Origin of the sequence: Streptomyces sp. AK08-02 (assembly GCF_033795085.1) — a bacterium.
Lineage (GTDB): Bacteria > Actinomycetota > Actinomycetes > Streptomycetales > Streptomycetaceae > Streptomyces > Streptomyces echiniscabiei.
Genome location: NZ_JARAZV010000019.1, coordinates 24,333 through 40,970, shown reverse-complemented (window position 1 = coordinate 40,970; position 16,638 = coordinate 24,333). Strand labels below are relative to the sequence as shown.

Here is a 16,638-nt window from a genome sequence, read left to right as displayed (position 1 = left end):
CATGTCAAACCAAACAGTTCGGTTTTAGCGTACGCCGGTCACCGCTCAGCGGCAAACCAAACGGTTCGGTCAGGTGATGCCGGCGGCAGGACCCCAGGCCGCCCGGGCGGCTCGCGGTGCGAGAAGGGGCCAGCAACGAGCCGCGGGGCGACCGGCCGCCGACCGACGACACACCGCGCGAGGGACCCGAACCCAGCCGGAAGGAATCCGACGTCATGACCGACTCCGCTCCCAAGGCCCCCACCGCACCGGGGGGTGCGTTCCTGGTGGGGGATCTCTTACGCCACCGCCGAGCGGTACGGCCGTCCCGTGGTCGCGGACTTCGATCCGGGCCTGCCCTACGACCGTGAAGGCGTCGTCTCCGTCCAGCCCGACAGCGGTGACTGGCTGGAAGCGGACAGCGGGATGGGCGAGGACTGTCTGAACCTGAACGTGTGGGCCCCCGAAGGTCGCCCCGACGGATCTCGGAGTCCGGGGCGGGGTGGACGACAAGGCCACCGGCGTCGTCCTGGACCGGGGGCAGCCCGGCGCGGTGGTGCACGCCCACCCGATGGACGTCCTCGCCTCGGGCGCGCACCGCGATGTCGACGTGCTGCTGAGCATGGCCGGCGACGACATGGGCTGGTGGGTGGCGAACGACCTCGACCGGTTCGACCCGCACACCCTCCGGTGCCCCCGCGTTGCCGGTCCGGCAGGCAGGACGATCACCGGGATCGCCGTCCGCCGCTTCGGGTGGCGGGTTCCGGACGGGAACTGTGCCACCCCTCGCCGCGTCCCCACGACCGAGGAGACCCCGCCCCGTCCAGGCGGGGCGGGGGATGGAAGAGGGCGGCATGAGTGCATCGGGATTCGCCGAATGGGCCCGTCACTTCGAGACCGAACGGGACCGCCGCGCAGCCCGGCCCGACCCACGCTGGGAGTCGGGTGCCTCACTGCCCCCGGCGGTGCGGGCGAGCATCCAGCGATTCCAGGCCGGCGAGGACGGCGACAGCTCGGCCCTGTTCGCCAAGGCGGACGCGGCGGGCGATCCGGAGTACGCGGCAGCGCTGCGGCTGTTCATCGCCGAGGAGAAGAACCACGCGAGGCTCCTCGCCCTGCTGCTCAAGGCGGGCGGGGCGACGACGCGGGCCGGGCACTGGAGCGACACCGCGTTCGCGCGACTGCGTCGCGTGCCGGGACTACGGACGGAGCTGCTGCTCCTGATGGTCGCGGAGGTGGTGGCCCTGCGCTACTACCGGGCGCTGCGTGACGGGACCGACGATCCGCTGACGTCGGAGGTCGCCGACCGCATCCTGGCGGATGAGGAGCGGCACGTCCCGTTCCACTGCGCGTGGCTGCGCACGTCGGTCGCGGAGCTGCCGCGCGCGGCCCGGCGGCCGCTGCTGGTGGGCTGGCGGGTGATGCTCATCGGCGCGGTTCTGGTCGTGGCCGCCGACCACGGGCGGGCACTGCGCGGGCTCGGGGTCGGGCGAGGACGTTTCGTGGCGGACGTGCTGAGGTCGGGCGGTCCGGTGGTCGCGGCGATCCTCGGGGCCGATGGCTTCGAATGAGAGGGTCGGCCGAGACACGGCCGAAATGGACAGCAGGACTCCTACCTGGCCGATCACTGCCGGTCAGCACGTTCCGGGGCCCCACGGTCGGTCTCCCGACACCGCGTCCGTCCTTCCTTTGGAGAGGGACGGAGAGGGACGTATCGGGGTCCGGGCAGCGTGAACCGGTGGTCCGGGGTTCAGGATCCGGCGCGATAGCGGGTGAGCAGGAGGGCGACGGCTTCGTCCACGACCGTGCTGTTCAGCCGATGAGTTTCCGAGGCTTGTGCGGTCTACCTGTCGACGAAAGGGGCGCACCATGCGCGAGATCATTGTTTGTACGTTCCTGACGCTGGACGGCGTGATGCAGGCGCCGGGCGGTCCGGACGAGGACGCCGAGAGCGGCTTCGAGCACGGCGGCTGGCAGAAGCCGGTGGACGACGACGAGGTGGGCGCGGCCATCGCCGGCTGGTACGAGGAGTCCGACGCGATGCTGCTCGGCCGCAAGACCTACGAGATCTTCGCGTCGTACTGGCCGACCGCCGATCCCGGTAACCCGTTCACCGCACGGATGAACGGCATGGACAAGTACGTGGCGTCCCGGACCCTGACATCCGTCGAGTGGCAGAACTCGACGCTGCTGGAGGGTGATGTCGTCGATGCCGTACGCGAGCTGAAGGCGTCCGACGGGGGTGACATCAACGTCGTCGGCAGCGGTGACCTCGCCCAGACCCTGATGCGGCACGGCCTCGTCGACGAGTTCCGGCTGACCATCCATCCGGTGATCATCGGCACCGGCAAGCGGTTGTTCGCCGACGGAGCGATCCCGACCGCGCTGGAGCCGGTCAGCGTCTCGACGACGAAGGGCGGCACCGTTGTCGGCGTCTACCGGACGAACGGTAAGCCCAGCTACGACAGTTACTAGGCCGGGCGGAAGTGCGTAGTGCGAGACGGGCGCGAGGCGGGCCGGCCCTGGACGAGGCGCCGGCCCGGCGGGATACGGCGCGGCGTGCGTCCGGGCCGGCGCTTGTCACGTCCTGGCCCCCCTGTGCCTCAGGTTGCTCAGACGGTCGCGAGCGAGACCTCTGTCGACTTGATCAGGGCGGTGACGGCGGAGCCTTCGGTGAGGCCGAGGTCGGTGACCGCGTCCATGGTGATGGCGGCGGTCAGTTCGCCGCCGTCGACGGAGACCCGAACGGAGGCCATGGCAGCACCCGTGGCGACCTCGCGCACCGTGCCGGTGAGCCGGTTGCGGATGGACAGGCCCTCCACCGGGCCGGTGGCCAGCGAGACCTCGGTGGCCTTGACCAGGGTGCGCACGACGGAGCCTGCGGAGAGGCCGAGGTCCTTGACGGCGTCCAGGGTGATGGCGGCGGTGACGTCCTGGCCGCCGTCGAGGCGGACCCTGACCGTCGCCATGACCTCCCCCGGGGTGACGGTGGTGACGGTGCCGGGAAGCTGGTTGCGGATGCTCAGGCTCATGGTGGGACGCCTCGCAGGGTTCGGGTGTTTTGTTCACCTTTGGGGGTGCTGTGGGGCCCACGGTAGTCCGAGGGCGGGCCACCCCGCGTGCACGCGCGTGCACGTCGTCGCAATAGCGAGCTCAAGACCGTACGGCAGCTCGCACATCCGCTTCGACGGGTTCAACGGGTTTGGAGGGTTCGACGGATTCGACGGGTTCGGCGATTTCGATGGGCTCTCTCAGGCGGGATACGCGTGCGTCTGGGTCGCCTTCACCGTCGCCCACACCGTGGTGCCGGGGCGCAGGTCGAGTTCTGCGGCGGCGAGGGTGGTGAGGTCGGCGGCGAGGGGGAGTTCGCCGGTGAGGTCGGCGCGGATCTGGTCGCCGTGGATCTCCAGGCCGGCCACTTCGCAGCGCCAGACATTGCGGGCGCTGGAGCCGGTGGGGCGCTCCCGGAACAGGGTGACGGCGCTCGGCGGGAAGGCGACGAAGACTGGACCGGTGAGGTACTCCCCGGTCGTGATCCCGGTGCCGGAGTCGAGGCGGGCCGTGTGGCCTTCGGCTTCTCCGCGGTAGAGGTTCAGGCCGACCAGATGGGCGATGTAGTCGGTGCGGGGGTGACGGGCGATGTGTGCGGGGGTGCCCTCCTGGACGATGCGGCCGTCCTCGATGACGACGAGGTGGTCGGCCAGGACCATGGCGTCCAGGGGGTCGTGGGTCACCAGTACGGCGACGGCCTCGAAGTCGGCCAGATGGTGGCGGAGTTGGGCCCGGATGTCGAGGCGGGTGCGGGCGTCGAGGGCGGCGAGCGGTTCGTCGAGGAGCAGCAGGCGGGGCTGGGTGGCCAGGGCTCGGGCGAGGGCGACGCGTTGGGCCTGGCCGCCGGAGAGGCGGCGGGGTTTGGCCCCGGCGTGGTCGGTCAGGCCCATACGCTCCAGCCACCGGGCCGCCTCGGCGCGAGCCTGCGTCCTGGTGGCGCCGTGACAGCGCGGCCCGAACGCCACGTTGTCCAGCGCGGTCAGGTGGGGAAAGAGCAGGTAGTCCTGGAAGACGACGCCCACCGGACGGGACTCCGGCGGCGTACGGTCCAACTGCTCGCCGTCCAGCCGTAGACGGCCGCCGGTGATGGGGACGAGCCCGGCCAGTGCGCGCAGGGCGGTGGTCTTGCCGGCGCCGTTGGGGCCCAGCAGGGCGACCACGTCACCGGGCGCCGCGCTCAGTGTCACGTCCAGCCGGAAGGAACCGCGCTCGACCACCAACCGGGCGTCGAGCCCTTCGTCCGTGAGTACGGGAGCGACTGCGGCGGCCTTGTCGATGTCGGTCATGAGGCGGTCACCCAGCGGTCTCGTAGGCCGGCCAGTACCGCGATCGACACGGCGAGCAGGACCAGGCTGAGGGCGATGGCCGCCTCCGGGTCGTTCTGGAGGGCGAGGTAGACCGACAGCGGCATGGTCTGGGTGCGGCCGGGGAAATTGCCGGCGAAGGTGATCGTCGCGCCGAACTCGCCGAGCGCCCTGGCCCAGGCCAGTACCGCGCCGGCCGCGACGCCGGGGGCGATGAGGGGCAGGGTGACCCGGCGGAACGCGGTGAAGCGGGAGGCGCCCAGGGTGGCCGCCGCCTCCTCGTATCGCGGGTCGGCGGCGCGCAGGGTGCCCTCGACGCTGATGACCAGGAACGGCATGGCGACGAAGGCTTCGGCGATGACGACACCCGCTGTGGTGAAGGGCAGGGTGACGCCGAACCAGGAGTCCAGCCACTTCCCCACGACCCCGTTGCGTCCGAGCGCCATCAGCAGGGCCACACCCCCGACGACGGGCGGCAGGACTAGCGGCAGGGTGACCAGTGCCCGTACGAGACCGCGTCCCGGGAACTCGACCCGGGCGAGCAGCCAGGCCAGCGGCACCCCGAGCACCAGGCTCACCGCGGTCGCCGCCGTCGCGCAGACGAGGGACAGTTGGAGCGCCTGCCACACCTCGGTGCTGGTCAGCAGGTCGGGCATGCTCCGCCACGGGGTCCTGATGAGCAGGGCGACGAGCGGCAGCACGAGGAACGCCAGGCCGAGCAGCGCGGGTAGCAGGAGAGGCAGCGGAACGCCCCCGCGCACACCCTTGAGGACACGGTGGCGCCGCGGGCCACCCGTGAGGGTGTCCGCGGCGCCGGCCCTCTCCGGGGAGGGCTCCGGGGAGGGAGAGGTCACGGCTTGAGGAATCCGGCTTCGGTCAAAACACTCTGGCCTTCGGCGGACCGCACCAGCGCGATGAACGCCTTGGCCGCCTCCGCGTTGGGCGCGTCCTTGAGGAGGGTGATCGGGTAGGCGTTGACGGCGACGGCGGACTCGGGGAACTCCACGCCCGTCACCTTGCTGCCCGCCGCCTTCACATCGGTCCGGTAGACGACGGCGGCGTCGGCCTCCTTCAACACCACCTTGTTGAGGGCGGACTTGACGTCCTGCTCGTAGGAGACGGGGGTGAGCTTCAGCTTTCCGGCGTCCAGCGTCTTCTGGGCGGCGGCGCCACAGGGCACCGACTTGTCGCACAGCACGACCTTCAGGGAGGACTTGGTCAGGTCCCTGAGGGAGGAGATCTTGTCGGGGTTGCCCGGCAGGGTGGCTATCTCCAGCTGGTTGCGGACGAAGGTGGCGGGGGTGCCGACCGCGTCCTTCTTGTCGGTCACCATCGCCATGGTCTTGGGGCTGGCGGAGGCGAAGACGTCGGCGGGGGCGCCGCCGGTGATGCTCGCCGCGAGTGTGTCGCTGCCGCCGAAGCTGAAGGTGACCTCGGTGCCGGGGTGGGCCTTCTCGAACTCCTTGCCCAGGGTCGTGAAACTCTCCTTGAGCGAGGCCGCGGCGAACACCGTCACCGTTCCGGACAGCTTCGGCGAGGAGGATCCCGACGCGGCGGAGCCCGACTTCGCCGACGAGGAGTCGTCGGAGGACGAGCAGGCGCTCAGGGTCAGCAGTGCGGCGGCGCCCACACCGGTCACCTGCAGTATCCGACGGGTCCGGCGTACGGAACGGGTCATCACGGGTCCACTCCCTCAAGGTCCTGACGGACCCGACTACGGCCTCACGGCCTTGCCCACACACCGATCATATTGCCGCATGTGCAAGGCCGTAGTCTGCTGTGGCATCGCATGAGCCGGAATCCTGATCCATCAGGCTGGCATGTGCGTTTGTATCATGGCCGGAATCCTGGAGCAGCAAGTCCCGGAGGAGGCCGCCGCACCTTCTCCGGGCCCGCGTTCACGCGGGTCGGAGGGAAGGTGGCGGTATACGCCGATCAGATGTCCCGGAAGAGACCAGCCGACGCCGTGACCTGCGATGTCTGGCCGTCGCAGGGCATCCGAGTGCGGCCCGTCGCGCTGGACACGCACGAGGACGCGGGACGCGACAGGGGTGTTCAGGCGTGTTCGGCACGGACCACCACCAGCTCCTCCGGTTCCGTCGGCCGCTCCGTCGTCCGGCCGGCCGTCCCTTCCGGCGTCCCAGGCCCTGACGGGCCCCCGGGGCGGCGCGTCGCCGACTTGGGCACGTAGGGCGGGTTGGTGATCACCAGGTCGAAGCGGCGGCCGGGCGCGGCTGTGGCCCGGACGATGGACGATGTTTGACGCGGCCGCTCGGGGTCACGCGGCATGTGGGCCTCGGGAGGGCCGGCGACACCGAAGCCGGCTTGTCGGCCCGATGCGCGGCGCGTTCCGGCGTGTGCCCGTCCCGCGCGACGACCGTGAAACCCGTCGACAGTCGGCAGAAGGAGTGTCATGACAGAGATCCGCCCCGCCACCACAACCGACTCGGGCGCTCCGGTGGAGAGCGACGAGCACTCACTGACCGTTGGACCTGGGGGGCCGGTCCTACTGCAGGACGCCTACCTGATCGAGCAGATGGCTCAGTTCAACCGGGAGCGCATTCCCGAGCGCCAGCCGCATGCGAAAGGGAGTGGCGCCTTCGGTCACTTCGAAGTGAGCCACGACGTGAGCGCCTACACCAAGGCGGCCGTGTTCCAGCCGGGCACGCGCACCGACCTGCTCATCCGGTTCTCGACCGTGGCGGGGGAGCGTGGCAGCCCGGACACCTGGCGCGACCCGCGTGGTTTCGCGGTGAAGCTCTACACCAGCGCAGGCAATTACGACATGGTCGGCAACAACACGCCGGTCTTCTTCATCAAGGATCCGATGAAATTCCAGCATTTCATCCGGTCCCAGAAGCGCCGCGCGGACAACAACCTGCGCGACCACGACATGCAATGGGACTTCTGGACGCTCTCCCCGGAATCCGCCCACCAGGTCACCTGGCTGATGGGCGACCGCGGAATTCCGCGGACGTGGCGTCACATGAACGGGTACTCGTCCCACACGTACATGTGGATCAACGCCGACGGCGAGCGGTTCTGGGTGAAGTACCACTTCAAGACCGACCAGGGCATCGAGTTCTTCACCCAGCACGAAGCCGACCAGATGGTCGCCGTCGACACGGACTACCACACGCGTGACCTCTTCGAGCACATCCGTGACGGGGACTGTCCCAGCTGGACCCTCCACGTGCAGGTCATGCCGTACGAGGACGCCGCGAGCTATCGGTTCAACCCGTTCGACCTCACCAAGGTGTGGCCGCACAGCGACTACCCGCTCATCCCGGTCGGCCGTATGACGCTCGACCGCAACCCGACGGACAACCACGCCGAGATCGAGCAGGCGGCCTTCCAGCCGAACAACCTGGTCCCCGGCATCGGGCCGAGTCCGGACAGGATGCTCCTGGCCCGCCTGTTCTCGTACGGGGACGCGCATCGCCACCGGATCGGCGTCAACTATCAGCAACTTCCGGTCAACGCGCCCGTCGTCGACGTCCACACCTACTCCAAGGACGGAGCGATGGCCTACCGCAAGACGGCGGATCCGGTCTACGCCCCGAACTCCAAGGGCGGTCCGGCCGCCGACACAGCACGTTACGGAACCCCGCCCGGCTGGGAAGCGGACGGCGAGATCACTCGTGCCGCGTACGTGTCCCACCCGGAGGACGACGACTGGGGACAGCCGGGCACCCTGGTGCGCGAGGTCATGGACGACGCGGCCCGCGACCGCCTGGTCGACAACGTCGTCGGCCACCTCCTCAACGGGGTGAGCGAGCCCGTCCTTGAACGCGCCTTCGCGTACTGGTCGAACATCGACGAGACGACCGGCAAGCGCATCGCCGACGGCGTGCGAGCGAAGTCCCACGAGAAGGATCCGAAGGCGGCGGAACAGGGCAACCCCGCGCGCCGCGCCATGCAGCACAAGGCATAGAAACCGTCAGCTGCGTGCACGACGAGCGACACAGCCTGAGACCCGAAATCCGAGCGAGGGGAACCCCATGAAGACTCCCGGTGACGACGACACACCTCCGGTCGACGAGGAGACGCGTGAACGGTCCGCGGAGCAGCGGAACGTCATCGCACCCACACCGCGTGACGTCCGGGACAAGGCCGAGGACGACGACGAGACCGATCTCCCGCCCGGAGACAATTCCTGACGACGCCTACCGCCTCCGCCGGCACCCGCGTTCCTGGCTACGCGGGACGACCCGACGGCCCCTTCCTCCTCCAGCTCCTTCTCGTGTTGAACCAACACTGTGACTGTTGTTTCGGCGCATTTATGGCCCCGGCCGTCCATCAGACGAAGGGGAGACCATGGCCCGACCTTTTACGGCCTGCCCGTAGGTGGGTCGAACTATGAGGAAGTGGCGGAGAAATGTGCAACCGAGGACTTCAACACCGGGCAGCAGTTGCGGGTGCATGTCACAGGGCGGCAACAGAACAACTGGAGCGGGCTGAAAGGCTTTGACGGGGGCACCCGGTTCTTCGCAGCACCGATGGATGCTGCTCCCTGAAGGAAAGAGAAGCTCGTGTATATAGGTCTGGGCACCGTCGTCGTCATCATTGTCATCGTCGTTATCGTCCTGATGCTGCGCCGCCGCTGAACCGTGCCCCTCGTGCCGCACGATCAGCCATGACCACAGCCCGCCCTGGAATCCCTTCCCTGGATACCTGGGCGGGCACGGTCGCGATTCGGTCCACATCGGATTGTCGAGGGCGTCCTCACCGAACGCCGGACCGGCGCGGCGCAGGAACTCCACGACATCGTGGTCGGCTGGGTCGGTGACACGGATGCCGGTGGCCGGGCCTCCGATCCGTACGCGCGGAATGTGTGCGGGCGCCGGGCGCGGAGCCATCGAGGGAACCAGGTACGCGCAGCCCGCCTGACGAGGGCGGCGGCACCTGCGACCACCGCGAACATGCCGGTTCTCAGCCCTGGTTCTCGGCACGACCCACGAGTAACCCGCTTCGCCCGTCCCATGCGGACCGACCGCGTCGACCGGGCGTTCCTGGACATCGCCGATGCCCGCCACGAGGGCCGGATCGGCGCCTGTGGCGGACGGAAGGTCCCGGTCGGGACGGGCGGCGCCATACCGGGGAAGCGAGGCCGGAAAACACCCGCATACCATATGGTGAGGCGGGCAGTACGGCCCTTTGAAAAGGGTAATCTATATGGCTTTGTTGATTCTTGCCATTCCTCTTCGCCTTGATATTGGGTGGCGCCGGATTGGCCCTTCACGTTCTGTGGTGGATCGCCGTCTCGCCAGCCGTTCCGCGACTCCCGGGATTCGTCTTCCGGAGTGCCGAAACCGGTGGAGCGAAGGGCCGTTGGTACCGCTGGTGGGCTGGCTACGTACCGTCCGTCGCGTTGGCCGTCGTGTCGACGGATGCGTGGACCGAAAAAAAATTGTGTGGGACGAGAAACGCTGGGCACTCGACCCACTGAGGGACGCCCACTGAAATATCGGACGGGCTTCCTCGGTATTCACGTACTGCAAGGGGAGGTTTTTGTATGACGGACAATATGTGGGGCTACCCGGCCGAGTCGGGCCACCGGACGGGGACGGACCTGGTCGGATTCAAGGTCGAGGCGAGCGACGGCTCGATCGGCAAGGTCGACAAGCACTCCGAGGATGTCGGGGCCGCGTACATCGTCGTTGACACCGGAGTGTGGATCTTCGGCAAGCAGGTTCTGCTCCCTGCCGGTGTCATCTCGTCCATCGACGTCGCGGAGCGGACGATCCATGTCGGCCGCACCAAGGACGAGATCAAGAACTCCCCCGAGTTCGACAAGGACAAGCACGTCGGTGACCCCGGCTACCACGAGCAGGTCGGCGGCTACTACGGGGACCACCGAGCCTGACCGTCACTCGGCAGCACACGTGGGCCGGCACCGGCGTTCTGCCGGTGCCGGCCCTTCGCCGTGCCCGGCGGTCCCACCGGTGGCCTGGACGCCCGCACGGTCCGGGACCCTCTCCGTCCGGGGCGTGGAGCAGCTGCCCGGCGATTCCGACGACCGCGATCCCGATGAGGACGAGCAACTCGTCGCGGCTCACCACGCCCTCTACGCCACGTACTTCGAGCGGCTGCCGGCGCTGGACGCGGCGGGCGACCTGCGGCGCACGCCGGCCGGACGGGGCTGGGGAATCGTCCGTGCGACCTCGGCGAGCGGCGCGGAACTCACCGCGCCACGGAGGGCCATCGGCGCGGACGACGTCCTCCTCGGGGCGGCCGGCGCGGACGACGTCGCCGACGGCAAACCCGCCCCCGATCCTGTCCGGCAGGCCAGGGAGTTCGCCGGTGTGCCCAGTGAACGGGCCGTGTTCGTCGGCGACACCGTCTGGGACATGGAGGCGGCCCTACGGGACGGAGTGACGCCCGTCGCGGTGCTGTCCGGCGGAATCCCACCCGCGGACCTGGAGACCGCTGGCGCCCAGGCCGTGTACCGCGACTCTGCAGACCTCCTCGAAAGCCTCGACTCCAGATCCGTGAACGTCTGGGCATACATGGCAAGTTCATGCTTCTGCGTGACGGCGAGGTGGGCCGAGACGAGTTCGACGTGGACCGTGTGGTCGTCGTACAGGAAGAAGTCCTCGACAGGCCAGAGGCCGGAACGGTCGGCGTCTTCAGGAATGATGCCGATGCTCACCGAGGGAAGCGCCATAACGCTGAGCAGGTAACCGAGTCGACCGGCCATCACCTCAGTGCCGCCCATGCGCTTTCGGAGCGCTCCCTCTTCCAGAAGGATCGCGAACGTGTGGTTGCCGTACACGATCTGCTGTTTCTCCACGCGCACCCTGACGGCCGCTGCACGTCGTCGATGAGGCCGCGACGGTCGCGAATAGAGGTGAGCAGTGCGGTTGGTGTACGAGCCCGTCTGCACGGGGCCGGGAATCAGCCACGGCGAGCCAGCGCTCGGCCGGGTCGAGCGTCGCGCCGGCTTTCCAGTCGATGAAGGCCGGGTCCGATTTCGTGTAGGCGTCGCGCGTCTCCAGATGGCATCGTCGCTTGGAGGTCACTGGACGGCAATCGCAGCGGGGATCGGTCAACTCCGGCTACCGTCTGTGGGTTTCATATGGCCTGAACGGTCTGGGACGACATGGTCAGGCGATCCCGGTGCCGCGCAGCAGCAGCAACGTCACGTCCACCACCGCCACGGCGACCGCCGCCGCGAACGCCGCCCGCTCCCAACGGCGTCCCAGCACCGTCCCCGCCACCGCGACCAGGACGGTCACCACGAGCGCCGACACTCCCCACCTGCCGGGTGGTCCGGCGGGCCCCAGCACCAGCACCGCGGACGCGGCCACCAGCGGCACCGGCAGCAGCAGCCGTGCGCGGTGCGGGCCCAGCCGGTGCGGCCAGCCCCGTACGCCTGCCGCCAGATCCACGCGGATGTCCGGCAGCGCATCGCCCAGATGGGCGCCGATTCCCAGGAGCGCCCCGGCGGTGACGACCCACCAGGTCGGCCAGGGCTGCCCCGGCAGCCCCAGCGCCACGAAGGCCGGGAGCGCGGCGAAGCCCACCGCGTACGGCGCCCAGGACCATGCTGTCGCTTTGAGCCGCAGGTCGTACGCCCACGCTGCCGCCACTCCGGTCAGGTGAACGGCGCCTGCCCACAGGCCGCAGGCGAGCGAGAGCGGAACGCACAGCGCCAGCGCCGCATACGCGGCCACCCATACCTGCGTCACGCCGACCGTGCCGTCGACGACGGGTTTGCCCCGGCGGCCGGCGGCGATGTCCCGGCGCGCGTCGAACGCGTCGTTGCACCAGCCGACGGACAGTTGCCCGGTCAGCACGGCGGCGGCGGTCAGGACACAACGCGCGGCGCTCTGACCGGCGGTGACGGCGAGCGCGGCCATCAGGGCGGTGACTGCCACGACCGGTCCGGGGTGGCACGATCCGGCCAGGCCGGCCACCCGGCCGGCCCAACTCGCCTCGGGGCCGCCGGTCGTCGACTGCTCGGGAGTGCCCACACGGCCGATCGTAGGCGCCCGGTCCCCACCCGACCGGCACACGCGTCCGGGGGCGAACGGCCGGACGGGCGATTCATGGTGTCGAAGCCCCGGTCCGGGGAACACGTGGGGAGCAACGCACCCCAGTCGGTAACCGGACGGGAACCCTATGACGCGGATCGCCGCCGTTCACGGTGTCCTGGCACCGCACCGTCGCACCCAGTCCGAGATCACCGACATGGTGGCCCGCACCTGCCTGCCCGAGGGAACCGACCGCCGGGTCCTGGACCGGCTGCACCGCAGCGCGAAGGTCGGCTCGCGCCATATGACGCTGCCGCTCGAACGGTACGGAGAGCTGGACGGATTCGGCGCCTCCAACGACGTCTTCATCGCCGCCGCCACCGACCTGGGTGCCAAAGCGGTCCGGGGCGCGTTGCGCACGGCCGGTCTGACCGCCGCTGACGTGGACCTGCTGATCTTCACCTCCGTCACCGGCATCGCCACCCCCTCGATCGACGCGCGGCTGGTGGGCCGCCTCGGGCTGCGGCCGGACGTCAAACGGCTGCCCCTGTTCGGGCTGGGCTGTGCCGGTGGCGCCGCCGGCCTGGCCCGTATGCACGACTACCTGCTGGGCCGGCCCGACCAGGTGGCGGTGCTGCTGTCGGTCGAACTGTGCTCGCTCACCTTCCAGCGCAACGACGCCTCCATGGCCAACCTGGTCGCCACCGGACTGTTCGGCGACGGCGCCGCCGCGGTCGTCGCCCGCGGTACGAACCGTCCGGGCCGTCCGGACGAGACCGCCGGCCCGACGATCGTGGACACCCGCAGCCACCTTTACCCGGACACCGGGCATGTCATGGGCTGGGACATCAAGGACACCGGCTTCCAGGTCGTCCTCGACCCGCAGGTCCCCGATGTGGTGCGCCGTTACCTCGCCGATGACGTCGAGGGGTTCCTCGGTGACCACGGGATCAAGCCGAAGGACGTGACCGCCTGGGTGTGCCACCCCGGCGGCCCCAAGGTCCTGGAAGCCGTCACCGAGGCCCTCGACCTCCCCGCCGACGCACTCGATGTGACCTGGCGTCACCTGGCCGAAGTCGGCAACCTGTCCTCGTCATCGGTGCTCCACGTACTGCGCGACACTCTTGCCCAACGTCGCCCGCCGCCGGGCACACCGGGTGTACTGCTGGCCATGGGACCCGGCTTCGCCAGTGAACTCGTCCTGCTGCGCTGGTAGTTCGGACCGCAAAAAGACACGAGGGACACGAAGGACGCGAAGGGCATAGGGACACATGATCTGGTACGGACTGCTGGTGGCCGCCGTCGTCGGCGAGCGCGTCGCCGAACTCGTCGTCGCCCGCCGCAACGAACGGTGGAGCACCGCCCGCGGCGCGACCGAGACCGGGCAGGGCCACTACCCGGCGATGGTCGCCCTCCACACCGGCCTGCTGATCGCCTGCCCGGTCGAGGTGTGGCTGGCCGACCGGCCCTTCGTACCCGCCCTGGCCTGGCCGATGCTGGCTGTGCTCGCGGGCGCCCACGCACTGCGGTGGTGGTGCATCCACACCCTGGGACCCCGTTGGAACACCCGGGTGATCGTCGTACCCGGCCTGCCGCTGGTGACCGGCGGCCCCTACCGGTGGCGGTGGCTGCGGCACCCGAACTACGTGGCCGTCGTCGCCGAGGGCGTGGCCCTGCCCCTCGTCCACACCGCCTGGGTCACCGCGGCCGTGTTCACGGTGCTCAACGCCGCCCTGCTCACCGTGCGCATCCGCTGCGAGAACCGGGCACTGGCCGTCGCGATCACGCCGACCGCACCCGCGCCGGCGTGATCGACGTACTGGTGGCCGGTGGTGGCCCGGCTGGTCTGGCCGCCGCGATCCACGCGGCGCTCGCCGGCCTGGAGGCCGTCGTCGTCGAACCCCGGACCACGCCCCTGGACAAAGCCTGCGGTGAAGGCGTCATGCCCGGCGGCGTCGCCGCGCTGCGAGCACTGGGCGTCGAGGCCACAGGACGCGAACTGCGCGGCATCCGCTACGTGGACGGTGCCGTCCGCGCCGAAGCGTCCTTCCGCGACCACACCGGGCTGGGGATCCGCCGTACGACGCTGCACTCCGCACTGCACCGGCGCGCTCTCGACCTCGGCGTGCGCATGCTGCCGGGCAAGGTCGGCGAGGTGCGCCAGAACGCGGACACGGTCACCGCCGCCGGAATCACGGCCCGCTGGCTGATCGCCGCCGACGGCCTGCACTCCCCGGTGCGCCGGGGCCTGGGGCTGGATCTGCCGAACCGCCCTCACGGCCGCTACGGACTACGTCGGCACTACCGCGTCGAACCGTGGACGGACTTCGTGGAGGTCCACTGGTCCGGGCACGGCGAAGCCTATGTGACACCGGTCGGCGACGACCTGGTGGGCGTCGCGGTCCTCAGCCGCAGCCGTCGCGGGTACGACGAGCACCTGACCGCCTTCCCGGCCCTCACCGCGTCGCTGCGAGGCCTGGCAGTGACGGAGGTACGCGGCGCCGGACCGCTGCGACAGCGGGTGCGGCGCAGAGTCGCCGGCCGTGTCCTGCTCGTCGGCGACGCCGCGGGCTACCTGGACGCACTCACCGGCGAGGGCATCGCCCTCGCGCTGGCGACGGCCGGGGCCGCCGTCCGCTGCCTGGTCACCGGGCGACCGGACGAGTACGAGCACACCTGGGCCCGGCTGACCCGGCGTCACCGACTGCTGACCGGGGCCCTGCTGGCGGCGAGCCGCCGTCCCGGCACCGCCCGCCTCATCGTCCCCGCAGCATCCCGGATGCCCCCGGTGTTCTCAGCCGCCGTCCACGCGCTGCAGTAGCGGACCGGCCCTTTCCCATGCCGAAAGCCGTGGGTGCCGTGTCTATGCCGAGCGGGTCAGGGCGGCTCGAACCCTTCGGCATGCCCGCGTCATCGAGTGGCCTCGTGTCCCGTCGGAGCGCTCGCGAAGGAGAATCGGGGGATCGGAGCGCCGGGTGAGTTGTCGTAGCTTGGTGCGGCTGCTGTGCTCGACGAGGATCGGCACGTAGTTGGGGATACGGGCGTTGCTGAGTGGCCGGTAGCAGTCCTGCACCACATCCCGCACGATCGCGGCCGTCAGCAGGTTGGCGTAGGAGGCCGTCAGTCGGTCCGTCAGCTCCTGAATGGTGTCAGGTACCGCAGCTTCGGCCGTGTTCGCGCCCATGGGGCGCTCCTCACTGTCGCAGATGGCCGGCCGCGGCATCCGATCAGGATCCGGGTGCTCGGTGGCGGCCTGTCTACTTCCCATATTCGCACGGACCGGGTCCGTGAAACGGCCCACCAGATCTGTTCATGAGCTCGACGGGTCGACCTGCGGTCTGGGCGGCTGAGGGGTTCGCCACCGACCCCGGCACAGGATTTGCGCGACTGATCGACGCCGTCCGGGGAACTCGGCAGGCAGCGGCGCAGCCACCGGGATCACGTGTGGCTCGTCGTCCATCAACAGGGGTAGACAGATGCTTGCATTCGTGGCCGCCGCGCTCTTCGTCATCGCCTTCGTCATCCGTGTCACCGAGACGTCGACCCAGGTGGTCTTCAGCCCGACGAGTCTCATGCTCGCCGGGCTTGTTTTCCTCGCCCTGCACTTGGCCGGCGTGGGGTCCGGCCGGTCCGCCCGACGGAGCTCCACCGGGCGAAGCTCCGCCCGGCGAAGCTCCCCCCGGCGAAGCGGAAGCCGACGCTGAGCAAAGCGACGCGTTCCATCCTCGCGCCGACGGATCGGAACGCGGAGCCGCTGTGGATTACCCACCAGCCGGGCCGAGTTGCGCCCGTGTCAGGCGATCACCGCCTGCAGCTGGTGGCTCTCCCTGTGCCGCGCAGGAGCGATGGGGCGGGGGCCTTGCCCCTGCTCGCCTCGCGACTGGAGCACGCGGTCCTCGCTGGTCTGCGGTGGGGCCTCGGCCGGCAGGTGTTACGTCGTTGACCGCGATGTTCACCTCGACGACCTCCAGGCCCGTCATCCCTTCCACCGCCCCGTCCGCGACGGTCGTCCGACCACCGGTCTCCGGCGGTTGCTGAGGCCCGGGCCGCGGGGTCTGACACCTCCTCGGGCAGTCGACGGACTGCCATACCTGAGCGGCCGCTCGCCGCAGGTTTCGCGTTGAGGGCCCAAGTACCGTGCAGGCCACCGGATATGGGCGCGGCGCTACGCTGTGACACCGTCCACATCCTGAGATGGGGCAGCTTCGGACCGTCTGTCGCACCGCGCGAGGACTACGGTGGTGTACAAGCGTCCCAGACCCCGGCGGCTTGTCGTTTCGCGACACAGATGGTTGCGGGGAGCGGACCTCTCGTCCGTCACCCGGCAC

General features: G+C 69.8%; 16 protein-coding genes and 2 pseudogenes. 10 read left to right on the top strand and 8 right to left on the bottom strand.

The features are described 5' to 3' along the window. The first annotated feature begins 833 nt into the window (after positions 1-833). Together PV734_RS34920 and PV734_RS34915 are read left to right on the top strand one after the other, a co-directional pair. Entirely contained in the window at positions 834-1,550 is a 717-nt protein-coding gene (locus PV734_RS34920; protein WP_319096159.1) for a ferritin-like domain-containing protein, read from the top strand. A gap of 298 nt (positions 1,551-1,848) precedes the next feature. Continuing rightward, the gene (locus tag PV734_RS34915) at positions 1,849-2,454 is read left to right on the top strand and encodes a dihydrofolate reductase family protein (RefSeq protein WP_319096161.1); all 606 of its coding nucleotides are present in this window, start codon (positions 1,849-1,851) and stop codon (positions 2,452-2,454) included. A 137-nt stretch (positions 2,455-2,591) separates the two neighbouring features. Here the strand turns inward: PV734_RS34915 and PV734_RS34910 are convergent, their stop codons facing one another. From PV734_RS34910 to PV734_RS34890, 5 genes are all read right to left on the bottom strand, one after another. Further along, a complete protein-coding gene (locus PV734_RS34910) occupies positions 2,592-3,011 on the bottom strand; it encodes a TOBE domain-containing protein (RefSeq protein WP_319096163.1) in 420 nt (139 codons plus the stop codon). 219 nt (positions 3,012-3,230) lie between these two features. Beyond that, entirely contained in the window at positions 3,231-4,316 is a 1,086-nt protein-coding gene (locus PV734_RS34905; RefSeq protein WP_319293466.1) for an ABC transporter ATP-binding protein, read from the bottom strand. Then, positions 4,313-5,188, bottom strand: a complete 876-nt coding sequence (modB, locus tag PV734_RS34900; RefSeq protein ID WP_319096167.1) for a molybdate ABC transporter permease subunit — start codon at positions 5,186-5,188, stop codon at positions 4,313-4,315. The genes PV734_RS34905 and modB overlap by 4 nt, the downstream gene beginning before the upstream one ends. After that, entirely contained in the window at positions 5,185-6,012 is an 828-nt protein-coding gene (gene modA / locus PV734_RS34895) for a molybdate ABC transporter substrate-binding protein (RefSeq protein ID WP_319096168.1), read from the bottom strand. The genes modB and modA overlap by 4 nt, the downstream gene beginning before the upstream one ends. Positions 6,013-6,389: 377 nt before the next feature. Continuing rightward, positions 6,390-6,623 (bottom strand): hypothetical protein, encoded by a 234-nt coding sequence (locus PV734_RS34890; RefSeq protein ID WP_319096170.1) that lies wholly within the window; start codon positions 6,621-6,623, stop codon positions 6,390-6,392. Between the two features lie 124 nt (positions 6,624-6,747). On the opposite strand from PV734_RS34890, the gene PV734_RS34885 reads away from it, so the two are divergent. The 4 genes and pseudogenes from PV734_RS34885 to PV734_RS34865 form a co-directional block, all read left to right on the top strand. After that, positions 6,748-8,268 (top strand): catalase, encoded by a 1,521-nt coding sequence (locus tag PV734_RS34885; RefSeq protein ID WP_319293465.1) that lies wholly within the window; start codon positions 6,748-6,750, stop codon positions 8,266-8,268. 67 nt (positions 8,269-8,335) lie between these two features. Then, positions 8,336-8,494 (top strand): hypothetical protein, encoded by a 159-nt coding sequence (locus PV734_RS34880; RefSeq protein ID WP_319096174.1) that lies wholly within the window; start codon positions 8,336-8,338, stop codon positions 8,492-8,494. A 1,355-nt stretch (positions 8,495-9,849) separates the two neighbouring features. Next, positions 9,850-10,200, top strand: a complete 351-nt coding sequence (locus PV734_RS34870) for a PRC-barrel domain containing protein (protein ID WP_319096175.1) — start codon at positions 9,850-9,852, stop codon at positions 10,198-10,200. Between the two features lie 19 nt (positions 10,201-10,219). Further along, positions 10,220-10,816, top strand: a pseudogene (locus PV734_RS34865) (HAD family hydrolase); the annotation flags it as partial. A gap of 53 nt (positions 10,817-10,869) precedes the next feature. Here the strand turns inward: PV734_RS34865 and PV734_RS45940 are convergent. Together PV734_RS45940 and PV734_RS34860 are read right to left on the bottom strand one after the other, a co-directional pair. Beyond that, positions 10,870-11,220: pseudogene (locus PV734_RS45940) on the bottom strand (Scr1 family TA system antitoxin-like transcriptional regulator); the annotation flags it as partial. A gap of 220 nt (positions 11,221-11,440) precedes the next feature. Continuing rightward, positions 11,441-12,310, bottom strand: a complete 870-nt coding sequence (locus tag PV734_RS34860) for a UbiA family prenyltransferase (protein WP_319096176.1) — start codon at positions 12,308-12,310, stop codon at positions 11,441-11,443. Between the two features lie 148 nt (positions 12,311-12,458). Here PV734_RS34860 and PV734_RS34855 point away from each other — a divergent pair, with 148 nt between their 5' ends. The 3 genes from PV734_RS34855 to PV734_RS34845 are packed head-to-tail and all read left to right on the top strand — an operon-like array spanning position 12,459 to position 15,131. After that, on the top strand, positions 12,459-13,526 hold the full coding sequence (locus tag PV734_RS34855) for a type III polyketide synthase (RefSeq protein WP_319293464.1): 1,068 nt from the start codon (positions 12,459-12,461) through the stop codon (positions 13,524-13,526). A 55-nt stretch (positions 13,527-13,581) separates the two neighbouring features. After that, the gene (locus PV734_RS34850; protein WP_319293463.1) at positions 13,582-14,121 is read left to right on the top strand and encodes an isoprenylcysteine carboxyl methyltransferase family protein; all 540 of its coding nucleotides are present in this window, start codon (positions 13,582-13,584) and stop codon (positions 14,119-14,121) included. Then, positions 14,118-15,131: an NAD(P)/FAD-dependent oxidoreductase gene (locus PV734_RS34845; RefSeq protein WP_319293462.1), complete on the top strand. Its 1,014-nt coding sequence runs from the start codon at positions 14,118-14,120 to the stop codon at positions 15,129-15,131. The genes PV734_RS34850 and PV734_RS34845 overlap by 4 nt, the downstream gene beginning before the upstream one ends. A 42-nt stretch (positions 15,132-15,173) precedes the next feature. Here the strand turns inward: PV734_RS34845 and PV734_RS34840 are convergent, their stop codons facing one another. Continuing rightward, positions 15,174-15,494 (bottom strand): three-helix bundle dimerization domain-containing protein, encoded by a 321-nt coding sequence (locus PV734_RS34840; protein WP_319293461.1) that lies wholly within the window; start codon positions 15,492-15,494, stop codon positions 15,174-15,176. Between the two features lie 292 nt (positions 15,495-15,786). Between PV734_RS34840 and PV734_RS34835 the strand changes: the two genes are divergently transcribed. Then, complete coding sequence (locus PV734_RS34835; protein WP_319293460.1) at positions 15,787-16,014, top strand: hypothetical protein; 228 nt, start codon at positions 15,787-15,789, stop codon at positions 16,012-16,014. The last annotated feature ends 624 nt before the right edge of the window (positions 16,015-16,638 follow it).

Excerpts from the sequence above, each read along its gene's own strand:
- PV734_RS34920 (WP_319096159.1), top strand. The coding sequence starts at position 834 with ATGAGTGCATCGGGATTCGCCGAATGGGCCCGTCACTTCGAGACCGAA.
- PV734_RS34915 (WP_319096161.1), top strand. The coding sequence starts at position 1,849 with ATGCGCGAGATCATTGTTTGTACGTTCCTGACGCTGGACGGCGTGATG.
- PV734_RS34910 (WP_319096163.1), bottom strand. The coding sequence starts at position 3,011 with ATGAGCCTGAGCATCCGCAACCAGCTTCCCGGCACCGTCACCACCGTC.
- PV734_RS34905 (WP_319293466.1), bottom strand. The coding sequence starts at position 4,316 with ATGACCGACATCGACAAGGCCGCCGCAGTCGCTCCCGTACTCACGGAC.
- modA (WP_319096168.1), bottom strand. The coding sequence starts at position 6,012 with ATGACCCGTTCCGTACGCCGGACCCGTCGGATACTGCAGGTGACCGGT.
- PV734_RS34890 (WP_319096170.1), bottom strand. The coding sequence starts at position 6,623 with ATGCCGCGTGACCCCGAGCGGCCGCGTCAAACATCGTCCATCGTCCGG.
- PV734_RS34885 (WP_319293465.1), top strand. The coding sequence starts at position 6,748 with ATGACAGAGATCCGCCCCGCCACCACAACCGACTCGGGCGCTCCGGTG.
- PV734_RS34880 (WP_319096174.1), top strand. The coding sequence starts at position 8,336 with ATGAAGACTCCCGGTGACGACGACACACCTCCGGTCGACGAGGAGACG.
- PV734_RS34870 (WP_319096175.1), top strand. The coding sequence starts at position 9,850 with ATGACGGACAATATGTGGGGCTACCCGGCCGAGTCGGGCCACCGGACG.
- PV734_RS34855 (WP_319293464.1), top strand. The coding sequence starts at position 12,459 with ATGACGCGGATCGCCGCCGTTCACGGTGTCCTGGCACCGCACCGTCGC.
- PV734_RS34850 (WP_319293463.1), top strand. The coding sequence starts at position 13,582 with ATGATCTGGTACGGACTGCTGGTGGCCGCCGTCGTCGGCGAGCGCGTC.
- PV734_RS34840 (WP_319293461.1), bottom strand. The coding sequence starts at position 15,494 with ATGGGCGCGAACACGGCCGAAGCTGCGGTACCTGACACCATTCAGGAG.
- PV734_RS34835 (WP_319293460.1), top strand. The coding sequence starts at position 15,787 with ATGCTTGCATTCGTGGCCGCCGCGCTCTTCGTCATCGCCTTCGTCATC.